Below are 26,092 nucleotides of genomic sequence, written 5' to 3'. Positions count from 1 at the left end.
CTCGCCGGCCGGCTCTCGGCCGGCTGGGGCCGCGGGCGGGGGGGTCCCCCGGCGTCACGCAACGGGCGCCCCCCCGGGGGGGGGGGCCCGGTGTCGTCGCCGCTCGTTCGACGGGGATCAGTACCAGCCGGACGACTCCGACTTGTCCCATGCGCCGCACGGGGTTCCGTAGCGGCCGGCGATGTAGCCGAGGCCCCAGGTGATCTGGGTGGCGGGGTTGGTCTGCCAGTCGCTGCCGGCCGATCCCATCTTGCTGCCGGGCAGGGCCTGCGGAATGCCGTAGGCGCCGCTCGACTTGTTCTCGGCGTAGACGTTCCAGCCCGACTCCTTGTTCCAGAGCGAGACGAGGCAGCCGAACTGGTCGTCGCCCCAGCCGTACTGGGCGGCCATGAGGTCGCGTGCGATCGCCTGTGCGCCGCTGGGGTTCGCAGGGCCGCTCGGGCGCGAGCCGGTGGACGGTGCGGACGTCTCGGCCTCGGCCTCGGCGGCGGCAGCGGCGGCGGCGGCAGCGGCAGCGGCGGCCGCAGCGGCCGCAGCCTGCTCGGAGGCGACCCGATCGGCCTCGGCCACGGCGGCGCGCACCGGCGCAGCGTGCGCCTCGGTGCGGTCGGCGAGCTCGAAGACCCGCTCGGGGCTCAGCAGGCGGTAGTTGCCGAGGGCGGCGACCGACGAGGCGAGCTGCGAAGCATCCGCCTTGCCCTGCGCGGAGACGAGCGTGTCGTTCGCCGCGGCGAGCGTGTCGTTCGCCTTCTTGACCGCACGTGCCTCGAGGATACCGGCGTGCGAGCCGAGCTGCTCGACATCGAGGTTCGCGGCGTCTCGCAGGGCGTCGGTCTCGGCGACGCTGTCGTTCGTGGCCGCGACGGCGGACTGCACGGCGAACCCGGTGCCGACCATGGCGCCGATGGCGACGACGGCACCGGCCGCGAGCATGGGGCCGCTCCTCCAGAGGGGGCGGCTCCGGCGCGACCGGGGGCGGAGGGCTTCGTTCTCACGGGCTTCGGACGAGGTGTTTTCAGAAGAGGAAGGCTGGTTCTGCATGACTTTCACAAGGCGGATCGGCGTGCGCAGCGCGCTGGACGACCCTTGTTCGACGTTCCACAGGCGGGGGCGCCCGGGCGAAGTGGCCAGTCTGCCGAGGCCTTCTGGACAGAACCTCAGCTTCCCCTGTGAAAGTCATCCAAATCAGGAACCGGGTCCGACGGCTGTGCAAGCCGGCCGGCCCACGGATTCAGTACCAGTTGTTCGCCTGGAAATGGGCCCACGCGCCGCACGCCGTGCCGTACCTTCCGGCCACGTACCCGAGGCCCCAGCTGATCTGGGTGGCCGCGCTCGTCTGCCAGTCGGCGCCCGCCGAGGCCATCTTGCTCCCGGGCAGTGCCTGCGGGATCCCGTAGGCGCCACCCGGGCTGCCCGCGGTGACGTTCCACCCGGATTCCTTGTTCCAGAGCGCGACGAGGCAGCCGAACTGGTCGTCGCCCCACCCGTAGCGGGCGGCGATCATGTCGCGGGCGATGACCTGCGCCTCACTCGGGTTCGCGGGCACCGCGGGCGCCGGCCCGCCGCTCGTCGGCGGCGTCGCCGCATCGCGCTCGGCCGCGGCGCGTTCGGCGGCGGCACGCTCGGCTGCAGCCTGCGCGGCGGCCTGCTCCGCCGCGACGCGGTCGAACTCCACGACCGCGGCCTGCACCGTGACCGCGTGGGCCCGTGCCGCATCGGCGAGTTCGAAGACGCGCTCGGGTGCAAGAAGCTCGTACGACCTCAACGCGGCGACGGATGCCTCGAGGTCCGACGCGTCCGATTTGCCGCCGGCCGAGGCGATCACGGCTTCCGCCTCGTCCAGCGCATCGACCGCGTCCTGGGTGGCCCGCGCATCGAGGATGCCCTCGTGCGTGCCCAGTTGACTCGCGTCGAGGTCGGTCGCCGCCGCGAGCTGGGCGGTCTCGGCGACCTGCTCCGCGGTCAGTTGCGCACGCTCGGCGACGGTGTCGTTCGAGATCACGCCCGTGCCCGCGACGGCGGCCAGTGCGACCACGGCGGCCCCGGACGCAGCTGCACGCCAGCGTGCGGGTCGTGGGCGCCGGCGCGGGGAGCCTGGTCCGGTCGTTCCGCCCGTCGTGGGCCGTGCGGTGGTCGAGACTCCGGACGCTTCGCTCATGCTTCTCCCCAGCGGGAGACGCGGCTCACCGGCCGATCCCCCATCGTGCGACGATCCGCGAGCGCCTTCCGCCCGCGGGAAGTTGCCAATCCGCACAGACTAACCGAAGGGTTCCTCGGGTTCGCAACCCCTTCGTGACAGGTGTCACGCCCGTTCATGTCGGGGTGTGTCACGCGGCGAAGGCTCCGAACCGCGCCTCGGTAGGGTGGTCGTCGTGCGATCCCCCCTCCTCTCAGTCCTGCTCGTCGGCGTCCTCGCGTTGAGCGGCTGCGCCGCCGCAGACCCCGCCCCGACCGTCGATCCGACCGTGGAGGCGGGCGCAGACGCCGGCGCGGAGGCCGGCGCCGACTGCGACGGCATCGGCGTGGTCGTCGACTTCGGCGCACTCGACGCCGACGGCGCGTCGAGCTGTGTCGACGCGACCTCCGCGACTGCTGCGACGGCCACGCTCGACGACGCCGGCGTCACGACCGAGGGCTCGGTCGAGTGGGGTGACGCGATCGTCTGCCGGGTGAACGACCGACCCGGGCCCGATGAGACGGTCGAGGTTGCGGGCGAGGCGTCGTTCGTCGAGTCCTGCCAGTCGATGCCGCCCGCCTACGCGTACTGGGCGCTCTGGGTGAAGACCTCGGCCGACGCCGAGTGGGAATACGCCCAAGAAGGGCTCGGCACCCTCGAGCTCGAGCCGGGGCAGAGCATCGGCCTCGTCTACACGACCGGCACGGAGACTCCGACCCCGGCCGGATGATGCGGTTCCGCGCGGCACCACTGCGGGCGGCGGCGATCGTCGCGGCGGTGTTCGTGGTGTCGCGCGTCGTCTATCGCATGGCGTTCGGCGGAGCTTCGGGTGGCGGAGTGCTGCTCATCGACCTGCCGAAGGTTCCGCTCGACGGCCCGTTCGCGCACATCGCGCTCTTCGGGCCGATCACGAGCGGCGGCATCTGGAACGCCGTGGTCAGCGCGCTGCCGTTCGCGGCCGTGATCCTCGCGTTCGGCGTGCTCAACGCGATCCTCGACGTGCAGCGTCTCTTCGTGCTCGGTTCGACCCGTGGCCCGATCCGCGCCGTCTCCCGCGCACTCGTCATCGCCTGGGCCACCGCGCCGGCGCTCGCGCAGTCGGTACGGCGGATGCGTCGTGCCGCCGCACTCCGAGGCGAGCGCGGCCCGGCGGCCCTGCTCGTGCCCGTGTTCGAGCACACGGTCGAACGGGCGCTCGCGCTCGCGGCCTCGATGGAGGTGCGCGGATTCGCGGCATCCGCCCGACCGACCGGCGACGCCGGACGACCCGCGCGACTCACCGCGGTCTCGCTCGATCAGGGCGGTGCCTGGCGCCTCGACGACATCGATCTCGACTTCGCGCCCGGCAGCCTCGTCGTCGTGTCGGGTCCGACGGGCTCGGGCAAGTCGAGCCTGCTCGACACGATGAGCGGGCTCTTCCAGCACTTCGAGGGCGGGCAACAGGGCGGGCTCGTCGAGATCGGCGGACTCGATCGGCGCCGACTCCCGCCGCGTGAGACGGCCGGCTGCGTCGGCGTCGTCGCCCAGCACGTGCGGCTCTCGTTCGTGGCCGAGACGGTGCGCGACGAGATCGGCTTCGCGCTCGCGACGCAGGGCATCGACGCAGCGGTCGTCGATGAGCGCGCGCGGCAGACGGCCGACGAGCTCGGCATCTCCCGTCTGCTCGAGCGGCCCGTCACCGCGCTCTCCGCCGGCGAGGCGACGCTCGTCGCGATCGCGGCGGCACTCGTCGCCCGTCCGGCCCTGCTGCTCGTCGATGAACCGCTCGCCGAACTCGACTCGGCAGCGCGACGTCTCGTGTGCGAGGTGCTCGACCGGGTCGCGCACGGGTCGAGCACGTGCGTCGTGGTCGCCGAGCACGCCACCGCGGAGTGGCACGGCATCGCCGACGCCTGGGTCGCGATCGACGGCGGGCGCGTCGAGCCGGGCGCGGCACCGGCACCGGCCCCGGCCCCGGCACCGGCACCGGCGAGCCTGCGTTCCGCCCCGGCGGACCACGGCGATCGAACCGCACCGGCGGCGGGGCATCCGCTCGTCTCGGTGCAGGGCCTCGACGCACGGCACGGCGGCACCGTCGCGGTGCGCGATGCGCGGTTCGCGCTGTACGCCGGTGAGATCGTCGCGATCACCGGTGCGAATGGCGCAGGCAAGTCCAGCCTGCTGGGTGCGATGGCGGTGCCGGATGCCGCGGGCTCGGTCACGATCGACGGCGCAGACGTCGCCGCTCTCGACCCTGTGGCGCGACGACGCGCGATCTCGCTCGTGCCCGAGCAGTTCGACGACCTCTTCTTCAGCACGACCGTCGCCGCCGAATGCCATCGAGCCGATCGTCGGAATCGGACGGCGACGCCGACCGTGCAGACGTTCGCGGCGCTGCTCGGCCGCGACCTCGACGAGGGCATGCTCCTGCGGCATCCTCGGGACCTCTCGGCAGGCGAGCGGCTGTGCCTCGCGATCGCGATCCAGCTCGCTCCCTCCCCCGCCGCGCTGCTCGTCGACGAGCCGGCACGCGGACTCGACACGGCGGCGCGGGCCCTCGTGGGCGAGGCGCTCGTCGCGGCCGCGAGCGATGGGCGCGTCGTGCTGTTCGCGACGCACGATCGCGAATTCGCCACTCGGTTCGCGAACCGCGAGCTCACGATCGAGCGGGGCGCGGTCTCACTCGCCCCGCTCGTCACCGCGGACGTGATCTCGTGACCGCCGTCGAGCCCCGATCCGACCGGCACATCGCTCGCGACGACGGCGACGGCGACGCCCGCGGAGACCGTGCCACCCGTCGTCGCGAGCGCATCACCACGGCAGCGCTCCTCGCCGGCAGCACCCTCGCCCTCGCCGCCTTCGGCTGGCCGCTCGTCGCGACGGCGGTGCCGGCGGATGCGCAACGCGCTGCGCCGTTCGTGGCCTTCGCAGTGCTGCCCGCCGTCATCGCCGTCGTGCTCGCCGCCCTCGATCGGCAGATGCACTCGGCGAAGGCGGTGGCACTGCTCGGCGTGCTCGCGGCGATCGGCGCCGGCATCCGCATCGCGGGAGCCGGCGTCGGCGGCATCGAGGCCGTCTTCGTCCTGCTGATCCTCGCCGGGCGTGCGTTCGGCGCCCGATTCGGCTTCCTGCTCGGCATGCTCACGATCGCCGTGTCATCGGTGCTCTGGGGCGGCATCGGTCCGTGGACGCCGTTCCAGATGTTCGCCTGCGCGTGGGTCGCCGCCGGTGCCGGCCTGCTGCCGATGATCCGCCCGCGAGCGGCGACCACCGCGGACGTGCGCCGCGCGACCGCGCTCGAGATCGCCATGCTCGCGGCCTACGGAATCGTGGCCTCATACATCTTCGGCCTCGTGATGAACCTCTGGTTCTGGCCGTTCGCGGTGGGCATGGGCACCGAGATCTCCTACGACGGGGCGGCGCCGGTCGGCGAGAACCTCGCCTCGTTCGCGCTGTACTCGCTCGTGACCTCGACGCTCACCTGGGACACGGTGCGCGCGGTCACGACCGTCGTCGGCATCGCCCTGATCGGCCCCGCCGTGCTCGCCTCGCTTCGACGTGCGAAGCTGCCGTCGCAACGCCGCTCGGTCGATCGACCCCAGCCCCGCTCCTAGACGGAGAAGTACTTCGCCTCGGGGTGGTGGAAGACGAAGGCGTCGGTCGACTGCTCGGGGTGCAGCTGCAGCTCCTCCGACAGCACGACGCCCATGCGCTCGGGCTTCAGCAGGTCGACGACCTTGCGGCGATCCTCCATGTCGGGGCAGGCCGGATAGCCGAGCGAGAAGCGCGCGCCCCGGTAGTGCAGCTTGAAGAGCCCGGCGACGTCGTCGGGGTCCTCCCCGCCGAGGCCGAGCTCGTCGCGCACTCGCGAGTGCCAGTACTCGGCGAGCGCCTCGGTGAGCTGCATCGCGAGGCCGTTGAGCTCGAGGTAGTCGCGGTAGCGGTTCTCGGCGAAGATCTTCGCGGTCGCCTCGCTGACCCGCTGCCCCGCCGTCACGAGCTGCACGGCCACGACGTCGACCTGCCCTGCATCCCTCGAGCGCACGAAGTCGGCGAGGCAGAGGTGGCGATCACGGCGCTGCCGCGGGAAGTGGAATCGCAGCCGGTCGCTGCCGATCACCCCGCCGGATCCGCCGTCGGGGGCGAGCAGTCCAGCGGTACCGAGGAGCCCCTCGGGGTCGTCGCCGTGGTGCAGCACGACCATGTCGTCGCCGTCGGCGACCACCGGAAAGTAGCCGTAGGCGACCGAGGCGTCGAGCAGTCCCTCGGCGAGGATGCGGTCGAGCCAGTACCGCAGTCGCGGCCGCCCCTCGGTCTCGACGAGCTCGTCGTAGCTCGCGCCGTCGTCGGCGCGGCTCGGCTTCAGGCCCCACTGCCCCATGAAGGTCGCGCGCTCGTCGAGAAACGCGGAGTATTCGGCGAGCGCGATGCCCTTGACGATGCGGGTGCCCCAGAACGGCGGTGTCGGCACGGGGTTGTCGGCCGCGACATCCGATCGTGCCGGCATCTCATCGGGCTCGGTGACGGTGAGCAGGCCCGGTCGGTGGATCCGCTTCTTCAGCGCGGGCAGCCCGACCGCTGCGGGGTCGGCGCCGCGCGCGATCGCGACGAGCGGCTCCATGAGCGCGAGGCCCTCGAAGGCGTCGCGGGCGTAGCGCACCTCGCCGTCGAAGATGCCCGCGAGGTCGTCTTCGACGTACGTGCGGGTCAGGGCGGCGCCGCCGAGGATGACGGGCCAGCGCTTCGCGAGCCCCCTGGCGTTCAGCTCCTCGAGGTTCTCCTTCATGACGACCGTCGACTTCACGAGCAGGCCCGACATGCCGATCACGTCGGCGTCGTGCTCCTCGGCCGCCTTGATGATGTCGGCGATGGGCTGCTTGATGCCGAGGTTGACCACCTCGTAGCCGTTGTTCGAGAGGATGATGTCGACGAGGTTCTTGCCGATGTCGTGCACGTCGCCGCGCACCGTGGCGATGACCATCCTGCCCTTGCCGCCGGCCGCCGACTTCTCCATGTGCGGTTCGAGGAGGGCCACGGCGCTCTTCATCACCTCGGCCGACTGCAGCACGAACGGCAGCTGCATCTCGCCCGAGCCGAAGCGCTCGCCGACGACCTTCATGCCCTCGAGCAGGTGCACGTTGATGATGTCGATCGCGCTGAGACCGCCGGCGCGCGCGAGGTCGAGGTCGGCCTCGAGCCCCTTGGCCTCGCCGTCGAGGATGCGGCGTTCGAGGCGCTCGCCCACAGGCAGCGCTGCGAGCTCGGCGGCACGTGCATCTCGGATCGCGGCCATGTCGACGCCCGCGAAGAGGTCGAGCATCGCCACCAGCGGGTCGTAGGTCAGGGTGCCGTCGGCGTCGTACTCGCGCCGGTCCCATACGAGGTCGAGGGCGACCTTGCGCCGATCCTCGGGCACTGAGGCGAGCGGCACGATCTTCGCCGCGTCGACGATCGCGCTCGTGAGCCCGGCCTCGACCGCTTCGTGCAGGAACACCGAGTTCAGCACCGATCGCGCGGCGGGGTTGAGTCCGAACGAGACGTTCGAGACACCGAGCGTCGTATTGATGCCCGGGTACTTCGCGGTGATCTGCCGGATCGCGTCGATCGTCTCGATGGCGTCGCGCCGCGTCTCCTCCTGCCCCGTCGCGATCGGGAAGGTCAGGGCATCGACGATGATGTCGTCGACGCGCATGCCCCACTCGCCGACGAGGGTGTCGACGAGCCGCGAGGCGATGCGCACCTTGTTCTCCGCGGTGCGCGCCTGGCCCTCCTCATCGATCGTGAGGGCGATGACGGCAGCGCCGTGCTCCTTCACGAGCGGCATGATGCGGGCGAAGCGGCTCGTGCCGCCCTCGCCGTCCTCGAAGTTCACGGAGTTGACGACCGGCCGGCCGCCGATGAGCTCGAGCCCGGCTTGCAGCACGGCAGGTTCGGTCGAGTCGACCACGAGCGGCAGCGTCGAGGCGCTCGCGAGCCGCGAGACGACCTCGCGGATGTCGGCGACGCCGTCGCGCCCGACGTAGTCGACGCACACGTCGAGCAGGTTGGCGCCGTCACGCACCTGGTTCCGGGCGATGTCGACGCAGTCGTCCCACCGCTCCTCGAGCATCGCCTCGCGGAACGCCTTCGAGCCGTTGGCGTTCGTGCGCTCCCCGATCGCGAGGTACGAGCTCTCCTGCTCGAAGCTCACGTGCTGGTAGAGGCTCGCGACCCCGGGGTCGGCTTCGACACGGCGAGCGGATGCCTCGGCGCCCCGCAGCCTCGCGACGACGGCGCTCAGGTGCGCCGGCGTGGTGCCGCAGCATCCGCCGACGAGGCCCAGGCCGAACTCGCGCACGAACTGCTCGTGCGCGGTCGCGAGCTCTTCGGGCGTGAGCGGGTAGCTCGCGCCGTTCGCGCCGAGCACCGGCAGGCCCGCGTTCGGCATGCACATGACCGGCACGTTCGAGAACTTCGAGAGGTGGCGCAGGTGCTCGCTCATCTCATCGGGCCCGGTCGCGCAGTTCAGGCCGATCGCGTCGACGCCGAGCGGTTCGAGCGCGGTGAGCGCCGCGCCGATCTCGGAGCCCATGAGCATCGTGCCTGTCGTCTCGACCGTCACCTCGACGAAGATCGGCAACCGCACGCCGGTGGCGGCGATCGCCTGCTTGCAGCCGTTCACGGCGCTCTTGGTCTGCAGCAGGTCCTGCGAGGTCTCGACGAGGAAGGCGTCGGCTCCGCCGCGGATGAGGCCCTCGGCTTGCAGGGCGAACGTCGACTTGAGGTGCGCGTAGCTCGTGTGCCCGAGGCTCGGCAGCTTCGTGCCCGGGCCCATGGAGCCGAGCACCCAGCGCTCGCGACCGTCGCGCGCCTGCCAGGCCTCTGCGCGCTCACGGGCGATCGCGGCGCCCGCCGCGGCGAGCTCCTCGATGCGGTCGTCGATGCCGTAGTCGGAGAGGTTCGACCAGTTCGCCCCGAACGTGTTCGTCTCGACGGCGTCGATGCCGGTCTCGAAGTAGGCGTCGTGGATCCGTCCGATGATGTCGGGGCGACTGACGTTCAGGATCTCGTTGCAGCCCTCGAGCTGCTGGTAGTCGTCGAGGCTCGGGTCGTGCTCCTGCAGCATCGTGCCCATCGCGCCGTCGGCGATCACGACGCGCTCCGCGAGTGCCTCGAGCAGGTGCACCGAGCGCTCGGGCCGCACCGCTCCCTCGATGTCGGTCGAGGCGGGGTCCGTCTGCGCTGAGGCCTGGGTCACCCGGCAATCGTAACGATCGGGGGTGAGCCGCTCGCCCGTGTGACGGCCGGTGCGTCATGTGCGACAGCGCGGATCGCGTTCTCAGTGAACGCACAGCTGGCAGCACGCGCTGACGGAACAGCATCGGCTCGCCCGATGTTCTTCTCAGTGGGCGTCGCAGCCGGCGGCGCCGAACCAGGAGGACCACGTGTCACAGGACTACCGGAAGACTCCCGAGGCCCTCGCCGGCCTCACCCCCAAGCAGTACTCGGTCACCCAGGAGGACGGCACCGAGCCGCCCTTCCGCAACGAGTACTGGAACAACCACGAGCCAGGCATCTACGTCGACGTCGTCTCGGGGCAGCCGCTGTTCGCCTCGACCGACAAGTACGACAGCCGATCGGGCTGGCCGAGCTTCACGAAGCCGATCGAGCCCGATGCCGTGACCGAGAAGACCGACCGCTCGCTCTTCATGAAGCGCGTCGAGGTGCGGTCGACCGGTGCCGACAGCCATCTCGGTCACGTCTTCGACGACGGCCCGGCCGACGCGGGCGGGCTCCGCTACTGCATGAACTCCGCGGCCCTGCGTTTCGTTCCGCTCGCCGAGCTGGACGAGGCGGGCTACGGTCGATACCGCGCACTGTTCGAGAACCAGGAGAACGCACGATGACTGCACGAACCGAGACCGCGATCCTCGCCGGCGGCTGTTTCTGGGGCATGGAGGACCTGATCCGCAAGCGCCCCGGAGTGCTCGGCACTCGCGTCGGCTACACCGGCGGCGACGTGCCGAACGCGACGTACCGCAACCACGGCACGCACGCCGAGGCGATCGAGATCGTGTTCGACCCCGAGGTCGAGTCGTTCCGCGACCTCCTCGAGTTCTTCTTCCAGATCCACGACCCGTCGACGCTGAACCGCCAGGGCAACGACATCGGCACGAGCTACCGCTCGGCGATCTTCCCGACGAGCGACGAGCAGCAGGCGGTCGCCCTCGAGACCATCGCGGACGTCGACGCGTCGGGCCTCTGGCCGGGCCCCGCGACGACCGAGGTCGCGCCCGCCGGTCCGTTCTGGGAGGCGGAGCCCGAGCACCAGGACTACCTGGAGAAGTACCCGAACGGCTACACGTGCCACTTCGTGCGGCCGGGCTGGAAGTTGCCGAAGCGCGACAGCGAGCCCGCTGCGTAGTCCCGCGTGAACCCGAGCCCCGGCGATCGAACGATCGCCGGGGCTCGATCGCGTCCGGCACCGGGTCCGGCGCGTGTCCGGCGCCGGGTCTGGCGCCGACCGGTGTCCGACCGGCAGGATGAGCTGGTGCAACCACTCAGCGAAGAGCGGGCACCCCTCGAGGGTGTCATCGAGACCTCCACCGGCGCCCTCCGCGGCGAGACCGTCGACGGCATCACCCGCCACCTGGGAGTGCCATACGCCGCGCCGCCCTTCGGCGAGCGCCGGTTCCGCCTGCCGGCGCCGGTCGAACCCTGGCAGGGCGTCCGCGACGCGACGGCCTTCGGGCCCACCGCTCCGCAGTCGCCGTACACCGGCGCGCTCGGCGAACTGCTGCCCACCGTCGCGATCCCCGGCGACGAGATCCTGCACGTCAACATCTGGTCGCCGGCGGATGCCGCGGCGGCGCCGTACCCCGTCATCGTCTGGATGCACGGCGGCTCGTTGAAGCACGGGTCGAACGCGCTGCCCGGCTACGACGGGTCGAGCTTCGCCCGCGACGGCGTGGTGTTCGTCTCCGTCAACTACCGCCTGGGCACCGAGGGCTTCTCGGTGCTCGAGGGCGCTCCCCTGAACCTCGGCCTGCACGACCAGCTCGCGGCGCTGCGTTGGGTGCAGCGCGAGATCGCGGCGTTCGGCGGCGACCCCGCCCAGGTCACGGTCTTCGGACAGTCGGCGGGCGGTGCGACCGTCGCAGCACTCGCGGCGTCGCCGTTCGCCGCCGAGGTGATGCAGCGGGCGATCGTCATGAGCGGGCCGCTCGAGGCGAAGGCGCCGGCCGATGCCGGCAAGATCACCGCCCTCATCGCCCGTGAGCTCGGCATCGCGGCGACGCGGGACGCGTTCGCGGCGGTCGAGCCCGATCGGCTGGTGGCGGCGCAGGCCAAGGTGATCGCGGGCGCCTCCCCGCTCGGCGGGGGGCCCGCGTTCACCATCGCGATCGACGAGGAGCTCGTGCCGGTCTCCCCCTCCGACGCGTTCGCGGCCGGCGCCTCCTCGACCGTGCCCCTCCTCATCGGCACGACGACCGAGGAGTACCGACTCTGGCTCGTGCCGAGCGGCGCCGTCGACAAGATCACGCGACTGCACCTGGCCATCGGCCGTCGCGCCGCGAAGATCTCCGCGGCGGCGGTGCGACGGTATCGCGCGAATCGACCGGGGGCGAAGCACGGCGAGGTCTTCGGCGCGATCCTCACCGACGTGCTGCTGCGTCGCTCCGAGTACCGGGTGGCCGATGCGCGGGCAGCGGCGGGCGCACCGACGTGGGTCTACGAGTTCGCGTGGCGGAGCCCGGTGCGGGAACTCGGCGCGGCGCACGCGGTGGAGCTCGGCTTCGTCTTCGACGGGCTTGCGGGGCCCGATTCAGTGGCGCTCGCCGGGGCATCCGCTCCGCAGTCGCTCGCCTCGGCGATGCACGGCGCATGGATCGCGTTCGCCGCATCGGGCGATCCCGGCTGGTCGCCCTGGAGCGCCGAGCGCCCGGTGCGCGTGTTCGACGGCGACGGCGACCCGGTCCTGCCGGCGCCCCGTCTCGACGAGCTGCACGAGCTCGGCGGCTGAGACGCAGCTGGTCCGCTCGTGGCGTCAGGCGGCTGCCGCCGAGCGGACCCGATCGTGCAACAGCTTCGCGGCGTGCCCCAGCGCCTGCTCGGCGGCGGGCTGGCGCTGCGCCGGAACCGACGACTCGCTGAGCACCGCGATGGCGAGCGCACGACCGTCGGCGTGTTCGAGCACGCCCACCTCGTGACGCAGGTGCAGGAACGTCCCCGTCTTCGAGTGCCACGCCGCGTCGTCGGACTCCAGGTCGGGAGCGAGTCGCTGGCGCATGACGTTCATCGCCAGGAGGCCGCGCAGTCGATCCTTCTGAGCGTCGAGTGCCGGTGACCGCCAGATGCGGTCGAGGAGCTCGACGCAGGCGTTCGCGGTGCCCGCGTTCGCGCTCGAGACGTCGAGCTGGGGAATCAGGTGGCCGCCCCCGCGGGTCGACGCCCGGATGGCGAGCGAGAGCGCCTGCGGCATCTGCTCGGGCGGCAGCACGCTCGCGAGGGTGCGGTGCAGTTCGCTGATCGAGTGCCGCACGGTAATGCCGGCGATGCCCGTCTCGCGCAGCGACGCCGTGACGGCGGCCGGTGGGCAGAATCCGAACAGCGCATCGGCCGCCGTGTCGTCGCTGAGGCAGACAGCCATGTAGAGCAGGTCCTCGATCGAGACCGTGGTCGAGTGATGGAATCGGCTGTATCCGGTCTGTCCCGGCGTTCGGTCCTCCGGCGCGAGGGTCACCGGTCGAGCCGGGTCGAGCACGCCCTCGTCGATGCGCTGCAGCACGGCGAGCGCGAGCGGGAGCTTGACGACGGAGGCGAGGGGGTAGGCCTCGTCGGCGGCGATCGACAACTGGCGTCCGCTCTCGAGGTCGCGCACGACGATCGATGCGCGGAGACCCGCCGAGCGCAGGACCTCGGCGGCGTCGCGGAGCACGGCGCGATCAGTCTGCATGCGTGCCGCTCGGCGTCCGCAGGGTCGGGGTCTCGCTGCCGGCGACCGCGTCGGACTGCAGCAGCTCGGCGACGCGCGCACCCGCGACCTCGAGGAACCGCGACCCGAGTTCCCGTTCGCGAGCGGCCAGGGCGTACCCGCGCACGAGTCGCAGATCGCCGAGCGCCCGCCACCGCAGCCCGAATGCTCGGGCCTCGGCGCTCGTGCAGAGCACCACGTCGTCGCCGCCGAGCGCTGCCGACATCGCGGTGATGAGCGACGGCGCGGTTCGGAGCTGCGTCGGCGCGAGTCCGGCGCCGTTCCGCACCCGCTCGAGGCGATCGCGAACGTGCGGCACGTCGTCCTCGGGTTCCAGCCAGATCCTGACGAGCGAGCGGATGCCGCGGCGCGGCCGCAACTCGGTGAAGAAGAAGTCGCCGTCGGCCCGGCTCCGCTCGGCGACACCGACCCCGAGTGCCGCCGCCCATCGTGCACGGTCGGGAGCGACGGGGTCGATGCTGAGCGAGGTGCGCCCGGCCGCGAACGCCGCCTCCCGCTCCGCGGGGAGTCCTGGCACGAACTCGACCGTCATCGATCGGTCGGCTGCGACGGCCGCGATCGTCGCCGCCGCCGCCTGCCCGAAGGCGTGCGGCACGCCGACCGTCACCGGCAGCCGGTGCGACCGCTCGGCGTCCTCGGAGAGTTCGAGGGCCGCGTCCACGAGCTTGACCGCGCTCGGCAGCACCCCGCGACCGAACTCGGTCAGCACGACGCGGCGCGAGGTGCGCTCGAAGAGACGCGCTCCCAAGTGAGCCTCGAGGGCCGCGATACGCCGACTCGCAACGGATTGGGTGACACCGGCTCCGATGGCGCCGGCCGTGAAGCTCTCGCGTTCGGCGACGGACACGAACGCCTCGCACGCGGCCCGCAGATCGAGGTGTCGTGCCATGCATGCGATTCTTGCATCGATCACGTTCATGCGGCCTTTGCCTGCATCGACAGGTCGGGACAGACTCCCGGACATGACCAATCGACCGACTCCCAGCCAGCTCTCCCGACGATCCATGCTCGCCATCGGCGGCCTCACCACGGCCGGCGCGGCGGCCACCGCGTTCTCGGCGGCACCCGCGTTCGCGGCGCCGTCTGCACCCGCCGTCGGCGGCCACCGACGGCTGGCCGAGGCCATCGCGGAGCTCGAGCGGGCGACATCCGTCACCATCGGCGTCACCGCGCTGTGGCACGACTCGCGGCGGGCCTTCCGGTATCGCGGCGACGAGCGCTTCCCGATGTGCTCCGTGTTCAAGACCCTCGCTGCGGGCGCGCTCGTTCGGGCGCGCGGGTACGACGAGGAGTACTGGACGCGGCCGATCCCGTTCACCGATGCCGATGTCGTGGGCGATTCGACGAAACTCGACACCACCTCGTGGACGGCGACGCCGGAGCAGATGGCCGACGCCGCGTTGCGGTTCAGCGACAACACGGCCGGCAACCTGCTGCTCCGCGAGCTCGGCGGCCCGCAGGCGGTGACCACCTTCGCCCGCTCGCTCGGCGCATCGCGCACCCGGCTCGACCGGCCAGAGCCGGAGGTCAACGAGGCGACGCCCGGCGATGAACGCGACACCTCGACGCCCGACGACATCGCGATGCTCTTCCAACTGCTGCTCGTCGACCAGGGCGCGGGCGCCCTCGCCACCGCGCGGCTGCAGGAATGGATGCTGCGGAACACCACCTCGGGCAAGCGGATCCTCGCGGGCCTGACACCGCCGTTCGAGCTCGCCGACAAGACCGGCCTCGGCGGCTACGGCGTCGTCAACGACGCCGGCGTCGTCTGGCGTCCGGGCGAGCAGGCGCTCACGCTCGCGATCCTGACGCGCACCGACCGCGCCGACGCGCCGAGCAACCACGACGTGCTCGCCGACGTCACGCGGCTCCTCGTCGCAGTCTGACGAACGCGCCGCCCCATGTGCAGAGTGTCGATTCAGCGATCATCCTCGTGCACCCTGCACATGGGGCGGTGGTCGTCCGCTGACTAACGTGAGCGAAAACGTTCCCCCAGCTTGAAGGACGCTCATGGCTCGCTTGGCTCACGCAGACGACTTCGCCCTCTCCCGTGTCACCCCCGAGGCGCAGAAGCCTTGGTTCGGCATCGCGGTGCAACGGTTCGGGCAGGTCTCGGCACTCTCGCAGTTCCTGCTCGGCGCCACCCTCGGCTACAGCATGACGTTCGGGGAGGCGGCGCTCGCGCTGCTGCTCGGCTCGATCATCCTCGAGGTGATCATGTGCATCGTCGGCATCATCGGCCAGAAGGAGGGCCTGAACACGGCGCTGCTGGCGCGCTGGACCGGCTTCGGCGAGATCGGCGCCTCGCTCGTCGGCCTTGCGATCGGCATCAGCCTGATCGGATGGTTCGGCATCCAGAGCGCGATCTCGGCCGAGTCGCTCGACGTGCTCATGCCGGGCGTCATGCCCGCCTGGGCGTGGAGCCTCATCTTCGGCCTCGTCGTGACGGCGATCGTCGCGTTCGGCTTCAAGGGCATGCAGTGGCTCGCGAACATCACGGTGCCGCTGTTCCTCATCCTCGTGGGCTGGTCGGTCATCAGCGAGCTCGCGCAGCACGACATCGTGGAGCTCCTCACCGGCCCGGCCCCCGGCCCCGCCATGAGCGTCTGGACCGGGACCGGCATCGTCGCCGGCGGCCTCATCGTCGGCGCGATCATCACCGCCGACATGACGCGCTTCAACCGCTCGAAGGCCGACGTCATCAAGCAGACCGTCGTCGGCGTCAGCCTCGGCGAGTTCGTGATCGGCCTCGCCGGCGTGCTCCTCGCCCACGCGGCGGCCTCCGGCAACATCGTCGCCATCGTGACCTCGTCGATCGGCTTCGTCGGCCTCATCATCGTGATCACCGGCACGCTGAAGATCAACGACTGGAACCTGTACTCCTCGACGCTCGGCCTCGTCAACTTCATCTCGACGGCGTTCAACCGCAACCTGCACCGCGTGACCACGACGATCGTGCTCGGAGTCGTGGGCTCGGTGCTGGCCGCCGTCGGCATCCTCGGTCAGTTCACCGAGTTCCTCATCATCCTGGGCGTCGCCTTCCCGCCCATCGCGGGCATCATGGTCGCCGAGTACTTCGTGGTGAAGCGCTGGCGCACCGACCTCGACGAGACGCGCGAGTCCGGCCGGCTTCCCGTGACGGCCCCGCGCATCGTGCCGGCGACGATCGTCATCTGGGTGGTCTCCGCGCTCGTCGGCTACTTCGTCACCTGGGGCATCCCGCCCGTGCTCTCGCTCGTCGTGTCGATGGTGCTCTACATCGTCGCCGGCAAGCTCGGCTGGGTGAGGGGCATCGGCACCGCGCGCACCAACCAGGTCGAGGCGCCTGTCGAGCAGGTCTCGGCCCGGTCCTAGTCGCAGCAGCACCTCGGAACTTCGCATCACACGCACCACACGCACCACCCAGAAAGCGAGAACCATGCATATCGGCATCGACGTCGGCGGCACCAACACGGATGCAGTGCTCATGGACGGCACGCGAGTACTCGCGGGCGTCAAGCACTCCACCACCCCGGATGTCACGAGCGGCATCGTGCAGGCGATCGAAGACCTGCGATCGGGCCACGCATTCGCAGGCACCGACATCGACGCGGTCATGATCGGCACGACCCACTTCATCAACGCCCTCGTGCAGGCCAAGCGACTCGCCCCCACGGCGGCCCTCCGTCTCGGACTGCCCGCGACGAAGGCGCTGCCGCCGCTCGTCGACTGGCCGGCGCCGCTCGTCGAGGCGATCAGCGCCAAGAGCTACCTCGCGCACGGCGGCTACGAGTTCGACGGCCGCCCGATCTCCCCGCTCGACCCCGAGGAGCTGCGCGGCCACGCTGCGGACATGAAGGCGAACGGCATCCGCTCGGTCGCGATCTCCTCGGTGTTCAGCCCCGTCAACCACGACCTCGAGGTCGAGGCCGGCCGCATCATCGCCGAGGAGCTCGGACCGGACGTCGCAATCTCGCTCTCGCACGAGATCGGCCGCATCGGCCTGCTCGAGCGCGAGAACGCGACGATCATCAACGCAGCGCTGCGCGAACTCGCCTCGGAGATCGTCGACGGCCTCACCGCCGCCGTGCGCAAGCAGGGCATCGAGGCGCCCATCTTCCTCAGCCAGAACGACGGCACCCTCATGGACGAGGACTACGTGCGCCTCTACCCCGTCGCCACCTTCGCGTCGGGCCCGACGAACTCGATGCGCGGCGCCGCCCTCACGAGCGGCCTCGACACCTGCGCCGTCGTCGACGTCGGGGGCACGACCGCCGACATCGGCCTGCTCATCAACGGCTTCCCGCGCGAGACGTCGAACGAGGTCAAGGTCGCGGGCATCCGCACGAACTTCCGCATGCCCGACGTGCTCTCGCTCGGCATCGGCGGCGGCAGCATCGTCGACGTCGAGACGGGCGAGGTCGGCCCGGAGTCGGTCGGCTACCGACTCACGACCGAGGCATTGGTCTTCGGCGGCTCAACCCTGACCGCGACCGACATCGCGGTCGCCGCGGGCCGCGCCGAGGTGGGCGACGCCTCGAAGGTCGCGCACCTCGACCCGGCGCTCGTCGAGCGCGTGCTCGCACGCATCGCGGAGCGCGTCGCCGAGGCCGTCGACCGCATGCGCACCTCCCCCGAGCCGATCCCGGTCGTGGCGGTCGGCGGCGGTTCGATCCTGCTGCCCGATGCCCTGCCGCTCTTCGGCGGGGTGCACCGACCGGAGAACTACGCCGTCGCGAACGCGATCGGCGCTTCGATCGCCCAGGTGGGCGGCGAGATCGACAAGGTCTACGCGATCGAGCCGGGCCGCCGCGAAGAGGCGCTCGCCGCGGTGCGCGCCGAGGCAGTCGACAAGGCGATCGCCGCCGGCGCCTCGCCCCGGTCTGTTGCGATCGTCGACTTCGACGAGGTTCCCATCCCGTACCTGCCGGGCAACGCCACGCGCATCCGCGTCAAGGCCGTCGGCGACCTCGACATGGGGGCGTGACATGAGCTGGACGATCACGGCCGCCCAGATCCCCGACGTCGCCCGCGGGGCCGCGGTGCTCGGCACCGGCGGCGGCGGCGATCCCTACATCGGCGCGCTGCTCGCGACGCAGGCGCTGCGCGAGCACGGCGACGTCACGGTCGTCTCGCTCGACGAGGTGCCCGACGACGCCGTCGTGCTGACCGTCGCAATGATGGGCGCTCCGACCGTCATGGTCGAGAAGCTGCCGAGTCTCGACGAGGTCACCGCGCCCGTCCATGCGCTCGGCACCTCCCTCGGCCGCCCGGTGACGCACATCGCGTGCGCCGAGGTCGGCGGCGTGAACTCCACGATCCCGATCGCCGCCGCCGCCGCACTCGGGTTGCCGCTGCTCGACGCCGACGGCATGGGCCGCGCCTTCCCCGAGCTGCAGATGGTGCTGCCGACGCTCTACGGCGTCACCGCCTCACCCCTCGCGTTCAGCGACGAGAAGGGCAACACGGGCGTGCTGCAGACGGTCGACAACAGCTGGACCGAGCGCATCGCGCGCGTCGCCTGCGTCGAGATGGGATGCTCCGTCATGATCTCGGGCTTCTCGATGTCGGGCGCCCAGGCCCGCGAAGCGCTCGTGCCCGACTCGCTCACCCTCTGCGCCGAGATCGGCCGCACGATCGTCGCGGCTCGCGCCGAGAAGGCCGACCCGGTCGACGCCGCCGTTCGCCTGCTCGGCGGCCGCGAGCTCTTCGCGGGCAAGGTCGTCGACGTGCAGCGCGCGACCACGACCGGCTTCGCCCGCGGCAGGGCGCGCATCGAGGGCGCGGATGCCTCGGTCACCCTGTCGTTCCAGAACGAACACCTGATCGCCGAGTCCGACGGCGGCATCCTCGCAACCACTCCCGACCTGATCATGGTGCTCGACCACGACTCCGGTGAGCCGATCACGACCGAAGCGCTGCGGTACGGACAGCGGGTGCGCGTGATCAGCGCGCCGAGCGACGAGCGCTGGCACTCGGCGGAGGCGCTCGCGATGGTGGGCCCCGGGTACTTCGGCTACGACCTGCCCGCGCACCGATTCGACGGCACCGTCGAGACGCCGGGCGGGGCATCCGTGGAGGCGGCCGCATGAGCTGGCAGCTGACGGCGGCCGACCTGCCCGACCTCGCCCGCGGCGCGACCCTGCTCGGCACCGGCGGCGGCGGCGATCCGTACATCGGCAAGATGCTCGTGGAGCGGGTGCTCGGCGACGGCTCGATCACGATCCTCGACCCCGACGAGCTCGACGACGACCTCTTCGTCATCCCCACGGCCCAGATGGGCGCGCCGACCGTGATGATCGAGAAGATCCCGGCGGGCACCGAGCCGACGCTGGCACTCCGCACTCTCGAGGAGCACCTCGGCAGGAAGGCGGATGCCACGATGCCGATCGAGTGCGGCGGGATCAACTCGATGATCCCGCTCGTCGTCGCGGCCGAGACCGGGCTCCCGGTCGTCGACGCCGACGGCATGGGCCGCGCATTTCCCGAGCTCTCGATGGAGACGTTCGCCGTGTACGGCGTGCACGGCTCCCCGCTCGCACTTGCGGGCGAGCGCGGCGAGCAGGTCATCATCGACACCGGCGACGACGACCGGCAGATGGAGTGGCTCGCCCGGGGCATCACGATCCGGCTCGGCGGCGTCGGGCACATCGCCGAGTACGCGATGAGCGGCGCCGACGTGAAGCGCACGGCGGTGCCGCGCACCATCTCGATGGCGCTCGCGCTCGGCCGGGCCATCCGTCTCGCCCGTGAATCGCACCGTTCGCCGTTCGAGGCGATCGCCGACACCCTCGCGCCGACGCTCTACTCGCACCTGCGGGAGCTCTTCGTCGGCAAGGTGACCGATGTCGAGCGACGAACGACCGACGGGTTCGCGAAGGGTCGCGCGGTGATCTCGCCGCTCGATCCGGCGAGCGCGGAGACGTTCGAGATCTCGTTCCAGAACGAGAACCTCATTGCGCGGCGGAACGGCGAGGCCGTCGCGATCGTGCCCGATCTCATCTGCGTCGTCGACCACGAGTCGGCCGAGCCGATCACCACGGAGGGCCTCCGATACGGCCAGCGGGTTCGCGTGCTCGGCATCTCGACCCCCGAGATGATGCGCACGGCCGGGGCGCTGCAGGCGTTCGGACCGTCGGCCTTCGGGCTGACCGACCCCTTCGTGCCGGTGGAGTCGCGCGCCTAGGCTTGACGCATGGCGAGAACCCTCGAGCACGCGCAGTTGCCTGCGCTCGCGCGAGGGTTCTCGCTGCTCGGCTCGGGCGGCGGCGGAGCGACGACCATGCTCGAGCTGGCACTGGCCGGCGACGAGCACTGGCCGGTCACGCTGCACGATCTCGACGACCTCGACCCGTCGCTGCCGTGTCTCGGCGCGGCCTTCGTCGGCTCGACGATGCTGCTCGCCGAGCGCCTGCCCGGAGCTGCCCCGTTCGCACGGCTCATCGCCGCCGCCGAACGCTGGCTCGGTCACCCGGTGCCCGTGGTCTGCTCGCTCGAGGGCGGGGGCCTGAACGGGCTCACTCCGTTCACGCTCACCGGCGACCGGCTCCTCGTCGACGCCGACCTCACCGGCCGGGCGGTGCCCGGTCTCGACCAGATGTCGTTGCTCGTCGACCGGGTGCCCGGGGTCATCGCCGCGTGCGACACCGGGGCCGGCGGAGTCATGCTCGTCGAGACCGATCGGCCGATCGACCTCGAACGCGTGATCCGGTCGGCCACGATCCAGGCCGGCGGGGTCGGCGGCACGGTCTTCGCCGGGTTCACGGTGGGAGATCTCGTCGAGCACTCGGTGCACGGCGGCACACTGCGCGCCCTCGAACTCGGCACCGCGTTCCTCCGCGCACGGTCGGCTCCCCTGCCCGAACTGGCGGCGGCACTCGGCGGCCGAGTTCTCGGTCAGGGCCGCATCACCGCCGTCGAGCCCGACGCCCGCGATCCCCACGTCAACTCGATCGGCGTCGACGGCGACCGCGGCCAGGTGCACCGCATCGTCACGCGCTCCGAGACGCTCGCGTTCATGACCGACGGGCGCCTCGAGGCATCCGCTCCGACGATCGTCGTCGTGCTCGACGCGGTCTCGCGGGACATCCTCGAGGTCACGGATCTCACCCTCGCGCGCACCATCGCCGTGCTCGAACTGCCGGCCCCGGGCTGGTGGTCGGAACGCGTCGAGCGCCTGCGCCACGTCGTGCCGTCCGCGTACGGCCTCGCCGATCTCGACGGAGCCGCATGAGCGAGGATCTCAGGCTGAGCGCACTGCTCGCCCATCCCGCGAACGGCGGTCTGCGGGTCATCGCCGGACCGACCGACGCGTCGTGGGCCGACGTCGTCATCGAGACGGCTGAGGCCGCGCTGCCCGATCGGGGCGACTCCGGCATCGCGATCCTCACCGCTCCCCCTCCCGCCACCCCGTGGCAGCAGGACGCCCTCATCCGCCGCACCCGCGACCGCGGGTTCCTGGCGCTCGCGGTGCCCGGCGCCGACGACTTCGGCGCCGGCACGCGCGCCCTCGCAACTCGGCTCGGGCTCTCGCTCCTGCACGTCGAGAAGCCCATGCAGCTCGCGAAGGCGTGCTGGCACCTGATCGAGGCGCGCGATGCACTGACCCTCGGTTACGTGCGCAAGGTCGCCCAGTCGATCGAGTATCACGCCGAAGGGCTCTCCGACCTGCTGCGGCACCTGAGCTCGAGCGTCGGCCACGGCATCGCGCTCGTCGACTCCGAGGGCGTGCTGCTCGAGGCCGGCGGGCGGCTCGATGCATCCGTGCACGCGGCGATCGACTTCGCGCCGTGGCTGGATCTCGCGAGGTCGGGCGTCGGCGCCGCGGCGTCCGTTCGCGTCGACAGTCCGAGCCGCGAGGGGCTGCGCATCGCCTTCTTCGGCGACGGGCTCAGCGACCCCCAGCTGAGCGCACTCGCGGTCGCGGCCGAGGTCGCGATGCCCGCAGTGGCCGCTCGGATCCTCATCGACGAGGTCGCCGAGGTGAGCGACGCGTCGGTGTCGTCTGCGGTGCTGCGCGACTTCGTCGACCTGCGCGGTGCGCCCGATCCCGACGTCGAGCGCCGAATGCTCGAGCGGGGGTGGCGCACCGCCGGCTACCACCTCGCCTTCCGCGTCATCGGCCGGGCTCGGCTCGACACCTTCCAGCTGCTTCGCTTCGTCACGCGAGAACTCGGCGCCTTCTCCGTCGACTCCCACGCCACGACGAGCGGCCGCGGGGTGACCGGATGGCTCACCTTCGCCGAGCCTCCCCCAGCCCAGCAGGTCGAGGGGCATATCACCGCCCTCCGGGGGCTCCACGTTGCTGCGCGCCGCGACTTCAACGTCGCAACCGGTGTCGGGTCGCTCGAGAGCGGATCGGCCGGGCTCACGGAATCCCTCAGCGAGGCTGCGGATGCCGCGCGCATCGCCGTCGATCGTTCGGCGACGGGGTGGTTCGTGCGCGTCGACGGCCTCGGGCTCGAGCAGCTGCTGCTCGCATGGACGGGCAACGACACCTTCGTCCCGGCGGCGAGGTCGCTGCTCGCCCCGCTGCAGGACGGCGGCGGCGAGCTGCTCGAGACACTGTCGGCCTACCTCGACCACGAGTCCGGCATCGCGGCGACCGCGGCCGCCTTGGGCCTGCACCGCAACACCGTCTCGACGCGCATCCAGCGCGCCCAGGAGCTGCTCGGCGTCGACATGGCCGACCCCGAGGCGCGGCTCGCGCTGCATCTCGCCTGCCGTGCCGTGCGCGAATCGGGCTGACCGGGCTCAGAGCCGCTGCGCTCCCGAACCGTGCTCGCCGAGCTCGTCGTCGGGATTCAGCAGGCGGCACGCCTTCATCGAGAGGCAGCCGCAGCCGATGCATCCGGTGAGTTCGCGCTCGAGCTGCTCGATACCGAGGCGACGCAGCTCGAGCTGGCGTTTCCAACGGCGCGATGCGGCCTGCCAGTCGGCGTGACTCGGGGTCGTGTCGAGCGGCACGTTCTCGAACGCGGTCTGCACGTCGGAGAGCGGGATGCCGAGTCGTTTCGCGACCGAGACGAGCGAGACCCGGCGCAGCATGTGCCGCGGATATCGGCGCTGGTTGCCCCCGGTGCGGTGCGAGGCGATGAGGCCGAGGTCTTCATAGAAGCGCAGCGCCGACGGCGCCACGCCCGTGCGCCTGCTCATCTCGCCGACGGTGAGCAGCTCGTCGGGAGCGTGCTTCCCGGCGGCGGCCGGTTCGGCCTCGAGCTCGTCATGCTGCGACATCCGTACCCCTCGTTTTGACTTCAAGGGTACTTGAGGTTTTACGGTGGAGGCATGCGAATCGTGAAGTCGGTGATCGACCGGTGACCTATGTGATCGCGCTGCCATGCGTCGACGTGAAGGACAAGGCCTGCATCGACGAGTGTCCCGTCGACTGCATCTACGAAGGCGAGCGCTCGCTCTACATCCATCCCGACGAATGCGTCGACTGCGGAGCCTGCGAACCCGTCTGCCCCGTCGAGGCCATCTACTACGAAGACGACCTGCCCGACGTGTGGGCCGACTACTACAAGGCCAACGTCGAGTTCTTCGAGATCTCCACGGGCGCCGGCCCGGCGCTCGGCTCACCGGGCGGCGCGGCGAAGACCGGCATGCTCGCCTTCGACCACCCGGTCATCGCGGCGCTCCCGCCGCAGGAGGCGCACGCATGACGGATGCCGCGACCGTGCGCCGGGCCATCGCCACCGCCGACGCGTTCAAGGCCGCGTTCCGCGACCACCCCGCCGGCGTCGCCCTCATCACGGGCATGACCCCGGTCGGACCCGTCGGCCTCACCGCGTCGAGCGTCGCATCGGTCTCGACCGAACCGGCCGCCCTCTCGTTCTCGGTGACCCGGGCGACCGGCTCGGCCGGTGCGCTGCTCGCGGCCGACAGCGTGGTGGTCCACTTCCTCGGCGCGCAGCACGTCGACGTCGCCCGAGCCTTCGCCCGCTCGGGCCAGCCCCGCTTCACCGCGGAGCAGGGCTGGTCATGGCTCGAGACCGGTGAGCCGTGGCTCGCCGACTCCCCTGCCGCACTCCGCTGCCGTACGCTGCACGTGGTGCCCGTCGGCGGTTCGTCGCTCGTCGTCGCCGAAGTGCTCGACGTGTTCCTCGGCGAACAGGCCCCGTCGCTCGTGTACCGCGATCGCCGATTCCACCGCCTCGACCACTCCGTCCCAGAAGCCTGACTCCCGTCACCCGCCGCATCGCACCCGCGATCGGCACACCGAAAGGAAGCATCCGGATGCCCGCCTATTCACTGCCCGAACTGCCCTACGACTACTCCGCGCTCGACCCGCACATCTCGGCGACGATCATGGAGCTCCACCACTCGAAGCACCACCAGGCCTACGTCACGGGTGCGAACACCGCGCTCGAGCAGCTCGCCGAGGCCCGCGAGAGCGGCAACCTCGCGAACGTCAACAAGCTCGAGAAGGACCTCGCGTTCAACCTCGGCGGCCACATCAACCACAGCGTCTTCTGGCAGAACATGTCGCCCGACGGCGGCGGTTCCCCCGAGGGCGAGCTGGCTGCGGCGATCGACGACGGCTTCGGCTCGTTCGACGCGTTCCGCGCCCACTTCACCGCGACCGCGCTCGGCGTGCAGGGATCGGGCTGGGCCGTGCTCGCCTGGGACAGCGTCGGCGCCCGCCCCGTGATCTTCCAGCTCTTCGACCAGCAGGGCAACGCGCCGCTCGGCGTGACCCCGCTGCTGCAGCTGGACGTCTGGGAGCACGCGTACTACCTCGACTACCGCAACGTCCGCGCCGACTACGTGAAGGCCTTCTGGGAGATCGTGAACTGGGCCGACGTGCAGGCGCGGTTCACGGCCGCCAGCACCGCCACCAACGGACTCATCGTGCCGAGGGCCAGCTGAGCACTCCGCCCGAACCCCCTCGCGCGCCACGGCGCCGGCGGAGACCCCGCCGGCGCCCGTCGGTCGCGCTCCTCGCGGTGCAGCTCCGGCGCTACGGCCTGCTCGCGCTGATCCTCCTCACCGCGATCGGCACGCTGATCGCCTGGTTGAACCAGTAGCCCGGCACCGCGGCTCGGCTAGGATGGGAAGTTCTTTGCCAGACGACCCCACGGGGTCGCCGAGAGGGAGGAACTCCCCGATGACCACGGAATCCGTTTGGATGACCCCTGCCGCGCTGGAGCGGCTCGAAGCCGAACTCGCCGGGCTCTCCCGGCCCGGCCGGACCCTGACCGACACCGAGCAGGCCCGAGCGACCGAGCTCCGCGCGATGGTGCGCAACGCCGAGGTGGGCGTGAAGCCCGACGATGGACTCGTCGAGCCCGGCATGCGCATCACCGTGCGATTCGACGACGACGCCGAACCGACGAGCTTCCTGCTCGGCAGCCGCGAGCTCGCCGACCTCGACGAGAGCGTCGACCTCGACGTGTACTCGCCCACCTCGCCCCTCGGCTCCGCCATCACCGGCCGCTACGTCGGCGATGCCGTCACCTATCAGGCGCCGAACCGCCCGGTGCTGGTCACCGTGCTCGAAGCGGTGCCGTTCGGCTGAGCCGCCACGATCGAGCGGATGCCGCGGGCGACTGTCGCCCGCGGCATCCGCCCGTTCGACGCCGATGGGGGTTAGCGTGGAGCCATGCCCATCGAAGAGCTCCGCGGAGTGCGCATCGATCGCCTCGACGTCGACGGCCCCACGATCGCGACCGACGACGACACCTCCGATCTCATCGGCGGCGCCTGGTCGGCGCAGGCGGGCCTCATCGCGATCCCGGTCGAGCGACTCGACGAGACGTTCTTCGACCTCTCGAGCGGGTTCGCGGGCGAGCTGCTGGGCAAGTTCGGCAACTACCGCCTGCGCATCGCGATCGTCGGCGACATCTCGGAGCGCGTCGCCGCGGACGACGCATTCGCGGCACTCGTGCGGGAGGTGAACCGCGGCGACGCCGCCTGGTTCGTGCCCGACACCGCCGCGCTCGACACGAAGCTCGCCGACCGCGCACGTCGATGACGCAGAC

Annotated in this window: 24 protein-coding genes; 18 read left to right on the top strand and 6 right to left on the bottom strand. The window is 71.3% G+C overall.

Annotated features, from left to right (window positions below; all coding sequences use genetic code 11):
* Nucleotides 1–117: 117 nt before the first annotated feature.
* Nucleotides 118–933, bottom strand: a complete 816-nt coding sequence (locus tag ACFCVM_RS19580) for a lytic transglycosylase domain-containing protein (protein ID WP_375838410.1) — start codon at nt 931–933, stop codon at nt 118–120.
* Nucleotides 934–1,231: 298 nt separating this feature from the next.
* On the bottom strand, nt 1,232–2,035 hold the full coding sequence (locus ACFCVM_RS19575) for a hypothetical protein (protein WP_375838409.1): 804 nt from the start codon (nt 2,033–2,035) through the stop codon (nt 1,232–1,234).
* 337 nt (nt 2,036–2,372) lie between these two features.
* Between ACFCVM_RS19575 and ACFCVM_RS19570 the strand changes: the two genes are divergently transcribed.
* The 3 genes from ACFCVM_RS19570 to ACFCVM_RS19560 are packed head-to-tail and all read left to right on the top strand — an operon-like array spanning nt 2,373 to nt 5,769.
* A complete protein-coding gene (locus ACFCVM_RS19570) occupies nt 2,373–2,906 on the top strand; it encodes a hypothetical protein (RefSeq protein ID WP_375838408.1) in 534 nt (177 codons plus the stop codon).
* Nucleotides 2,903–4,873 carry an ATP-binding cassette domain-containing protein gene (locus tag ACFCVM_RS19565; RefSeq protein ID WP_375838407.1) on the top strand — a complete coding sequence of 657 codons (1,971 nt, stop codon included), beginning with the start codon at nt 2,903–2,905 and terminating at the stop codon, nt 4,871–4,873. The genes ACFCVM_RS19570 and ACFCVM_RS19565 overlap by 4 nt, the downstream gene beginning before the upstream one ends.
* The gene (locus ACFCVM_RS19560) at nt 4,870–5,769 is read left to right on the top strand and encodes an ECF transporter S component (protein ID WP_375838406.1); all 900 of its coding nucleotides are present in this window, start codon (nt 4,870–4,872) and stop codon (nt 5,767–5,769) included. Before ACFCVM_RS19565 ends, ACFCVM_RS19560 begins: the two co-directional genes overlap by 4 nt.
* On the opposite strand, the gene metH is transcribed toward ACFCVM_RS19560, so the two are convergent.
* Nucleotides 5,766–9,338, bottom strand: coding sequence for a methionine synthase (gene metH / locus ACFCVM_RS19555; protein ID WP_375838413.1), 3,573 nt, complete (start codon nt 9,336–9,338; stop codon nt 5,766–5,768). The genes ACFCVM_RS19560 and metH overlap by 4 nt on opposite strands.
* 241 nt (nt 9,339–9,579) lie before the next feature.
* Between metH and msrB the strand changes: the two genes are divergently transcribed.
* From msrB to ACFCVM_RS19540, 3 genes are all read left to right on the top strand, one after another.
* Entirely contained in the window at nt 9,580–10,041 is a 462-nt protein-coding gene (gene msrB, locus ACFCVM_RS19550; RefSeq protein ID WP_375838405.1) for a peptide-methionine (R)-S-oxide reductase MsrB, read from the top strand.
* Complete coding sequence (gene msrA, locus ACFCVM_RS19545) at nt 10,038–10,559, top strand: peptide-methionine (S)-S-oxide reductase MsrA (protein ID WP_375838404.1); 522 nt, start codon at nt 10,038–10,040, stop codon at nt 10,557–10,559. The genes msrB and msrA overlap by 4 nt, the downstream gene beginning before the upstream one ends.
* A 126-nt stretch (nt 10,560–10,685) precedes the next feature.
* Nucleotides 10,686–12,158, top strand: coding sequence for a carboxylesterase/lipase family protein (locus ACFCVM_RS19540; protein WP_375838403.1), 1,473 nt, complete (start codon nt 10,686–10,688; stop codon nt 12,156–12,158).
* 24 nt (nt 12,159–12,182) lie between these two features.
* On the opposite strand, the gene ACFCVM_RS19535 is transcribed toward ACFCVM_RS19540, so the two are convergent.
* Together ACFCVM_RS19535 and ACFCVM_RS19530 are read right to left on the bottom strand one after the other, a co-directional pair.
* Complete coding sequence (locus ACFCVM_RS19535; protein WP_375838402.1) at nt 12,183–13,091, bottom strand: serine hydrolase; 909 nt, start codon at nt 13,089–13,091, stop codon at nt 12,183–12,185.
* A complete protein-coding gene (locus tag ACFCVM_RS19530) occupies nt 13,081–14,019 on the bottom strand; it encodes a LysR family transcriptional regulator (protein WP_375838401.1) in 939 nt (312 codons plus the stop codon). The genes ACFCVM_RS19535 and ACFCVM_RS19530 overlap by 11 nt, the downstream gene beginning before the upstream one ends.
* A 73-nt stretch (nt 14,020–14,092) precedes the next feature.
* Between ACFCVM_RS19530 and bla the strand changes: the two genes are divergently transcribed.
* From bla to ACFCVM_RS19495, 7 genes are all read left to right on the top strand, one after another.
* Entirely contained in the window at nt 14,093–15,016 is a 924-nt protein-coding gene (gene bla, locus ACFCVM_RS19525) for a class A beta-lactamase (protein ID WP_375838400.1), read from the top strand.
* 124 nt (nt 15,017–15,140) lie between these two features.
* Nucleotides 15,141–16,484 (top strand): purine-cytosine permease family protein, encoded by a 1,344-nt coding sequence (locus ACFCVM_RS19520; protein ID WP_375838399.1) that lies wholly within the window; start codon nt 15,141–15,143, stop codon nt 16,482–16,484.
* Nucleotides 16,485–16,548: 64 nt separating this feature from the next.
* Entirely contained in the window at nt 16,549–18,096 is a 1,548-nt protein-coding gene (locus ACFCVM_RS19515) for a hydantoinase/oxoprolinase N-terminal domain-containing protein (protein WP_375838398.1), read from the top strand.
* A gap of 1 nt (nt 18,097) precedes the next feature.
* A complete protein-coding gene (locus ACFCVM_RS19510; protein WP_375838397.1) occupies nt 18,098–19,201 on the top strand; it encodes a DUF917 domain-containing protein in 1,104 nt (367 codons plus the stop codon).
* Nucleotides 19,198–20,295 carry a DUF917 domain-containing protein gene (locus ACFCVM_RS19505; protein WP_375838396.1) on the top strand — a complete coding sequence of 366 codons (1,098 nt, stop codon included), beginning with the start codon at nt 19,198–19,200 and terminating at the stop codon, nt 20,293–20,295. Before ACFCVM_RS19510 ends, ACFCVM_RS19505 begins: the two co-directional genes overlap by 4 nt.
* A 9-nt stretch (nt 20,296–20,304) precedes the next feature.
* A complete protein-coding gene (locus ACFCVM_RS19500) occupies nt 20,305–21,342 on the top strand; it encodes a DUF917 family protein (protein WP_375838395.1) in 1,038 nt (345 codons plus the stop codon).
* Entirely contained in the window at nt 21,339–22,856 is a 1,518-nt protein-coding gene (locus ACFCVM_RS19495) for a PucR family transcriptional regulator (protein ID WP_375838394.1), read from the top strand. Before ACFCVM_RS19500 ends, ACFCVM_RS19495 begins: the two co-directional genes overlap by 4 nt.
* Before the next feature lie 6 nt (nt 22,857–22,862).
* On the opposite strand, the gene soxR is transcribed toward ACFCVM_RS19495, so the two are convergent.
* Complete coding sequence (gene soxR / locus ACFCVM_RS19490; RefSeq protein WP_375838393.1) at nt 22,863–23,345, bottom strand: redox-sensitive transcriptional activator SoxR; 483 nt, start codon at nt 23,343–23,345, stop codon at nt 22,863–22,865.
* 80 nt (nt 23,346–23,425) lie between these two features.
* Here soxR and fdxA point away from each other — a divergent pair, with 80 nt between their 5' ends.
* The 5 genes from fdxA to ACFCVM_RS19465 all read left to right on the top strand — a co-directional run bounded on the left by fdxA (nt 23,426) and on the right by ACFCVM_RS19465 (nt 26,085).
* Nucleotides 23,426–23,773: a ferredoxin gene (gene fdxA, locus ACFCVM_RS19485; protein ID WP_375838392.1), complete on the top strand. Its 348-nt coding sequence runs from the start codon at nt 23,426–23,428 to the stop codon at nt 23,771–23,773.
* A complete protein-coding gene (locus ACFCVM_RS19480; RefSeq protein ID WP_375838391.1) occupies nt 23,770–24,291 on the top strand; it encodes a flavin reductase family protein in 522 nt (173 codons plus the stop codon). Before fdxA ends, ACFCVM_RS19480 begins: the two co-directional genes overlap by 4 nt.
* A 56-nt stretch (nt 24,292–24,347) precedes the next feature.
* Complete coding sequence (locus ACFCVM_RS19475) at nt 24,348–24,980, top strand: superoxide dismutase (RefSeq protein ID WP_375838390.1); 633 nt, start codon at nt 24,348–24,350, stop codon at nt 24,978–24,980.
* A gap of 238 nt (nt 24,981–25,218) precedes the next feature.
* The gene (locus ACFCVM_RS19470; protein WP_375838389.1) at nt 25,219–25,629 is read left to right on the top strand and encodes a GreA/GreB family elongation factor; all 411 of its coding nucleotides are present in this window, start codon (nt 25,219–25,221) and stop codon (nt 25,627–25,629) included.
* 84 nt (nt 25,630–25,713) lie between these two features.
* Complete coding sequence (locus ACFCVM_RS19465) at nt 25,714–26,085, top strand: DUF4180 domain-containing protein (RefSeq protein ID WP_375838388.1); 372 nt, start codon at nt 25,714–25,716, stop codon at nt 26,083–26,085.
* The last annotated feature ends 7 nt before the right edge of the window (nt 26,086–26,092 follow it).

The sequence above is a fragment of the Agromyces sp. NPDC056389 genome, assembly GCF_042262385.1.
Lineage (GTDB): Bacteria > Actinomycetota > Actinomycetes > Actinomycetales > Microbacteriaceae > Agromyces.
This window is presented reverse-complemented; position numbering and strand designations above follow the sequence as displayed.

Bases quoted from the DNA above. Each gene is read 5' to 3' on its own strand.
- ACFCVM_RS19580 (WP_375838410.1), bottom strand. From the start codon at position 933: ATGCTCGCGGCCGGTGCCGTCGTCGCCATCGGCGCCATGGTCGGCACC.
- ACFCVM_RS19565 (WP_375838407.1), top strand. From the start codon at position 2,903: ATGATGCGGTTCCGCGCGGCACCACTGCGGGCGGCGGCGATCGTCGCG.
- msrA (WP_375838404.1), top strand. From the start codon at position 10,038: ATGACTGCACGAACCGAGACCGCGATCCTCGCCGGCGGCTGTTTCTGG.
- ACFCVM_RS19535 (WP_375838402.1), bottom strand. From the start codon at position 13,091: ATGCAGACTGATCGCGCCGTGCTCCGCGACGCCGCCGAGGTCCTGCGC.
- ACFCVM_RS19530 (WP_375838401.1), bottom strand. From the start codon at position 14,019: ATGGCACGACACCTCGATCTGCGGGCCGCGTGCGAGGCGTTCGTGTCC.
- bla (WP_375838400.1), top strand. From the start codon at position 14,093: ATGACCAATCGACCGACTCCCAGCCAGCTCTCCCGACGATCCATGCTC.
- ACFCVM_RS19520 (WP_375838399.1), top strand. From the start codon at position 15,141: ATGGCTCGCTTGGCTCACGCAGACGACTTCGCCCTCTCCCGTGTCACC.
- ACFCVM_RS19515 (WP_375838398.1), top strand. From the start codon at position 16,549: ATGCATATCGGCATCGACGTCGGCGGCACCAACACGGATGCAGTGCTC.
- ACFCVM_RS19510 (WP_375838397.1), top strand. From the start codon at position 18,098: ATGAGCTGGACGATCACGGCCGCCCAGATCCCCGACGTCGCCCGCGGG.
- ACFCVM_RS19505 (WP_375838396.1), top strand. From the start codon at position 19,198: ATGAGCTGGCAGCTGACGGCGGCCGACCTGCCCGACCTCGCCCGCGGC.
- ACFCVM_RS19500 (WP_375838395.1), top strand. From the start codon at position 20,305: ATGGCGAGAACCCTCGAGCACGCGCAGTTGCCTGCGCTCGCGCGAGGG.
- ACFCVM_RS19495 (WP_375838394.1), top strand. From the start codon at position 21,339: ATGAGCGAGGATCTCAGGCTGAGCGCACTGCTCGCCCATCCCGCGAAC.
- soxR (WP_375838393.1), bottom strand. From the start codon at position 23,345: ATGTCGCAGCATGACGAGCTCGAGGCCGAACCGGCCGCCGCCGGGAAG.
- ACFCVM_RS19480 (WP_375838391.1), top strand. From the start codon at position 23,770: ATGACGGATGCCGCGACCGTGCGCCGGGCCATCGCCACCGCCGACGCG.
- ACFCVM_RS19475 (WP_375838390.1), top strand. From the start codon at position 24,348: ATGCCCGCCTATTCACTGCCCGAACTGCCCTACGACTACTCCGCGCTC.
- ACFCVM_RS19470 (WP_375838389.1), top strand. From the start codon at position 25,219: ATGACCACGGAATCCGTTTGGATGACCCCTGCCGCGCTGGAGCGGCTC.
- ACFCVM_RS19465 (WP_375838388.1), top strand. From the start codon at position 25,714: ATGCCCATCGAAGAGCTCCGCGGAGTGCGCATCGATCGCCTCGACGTC.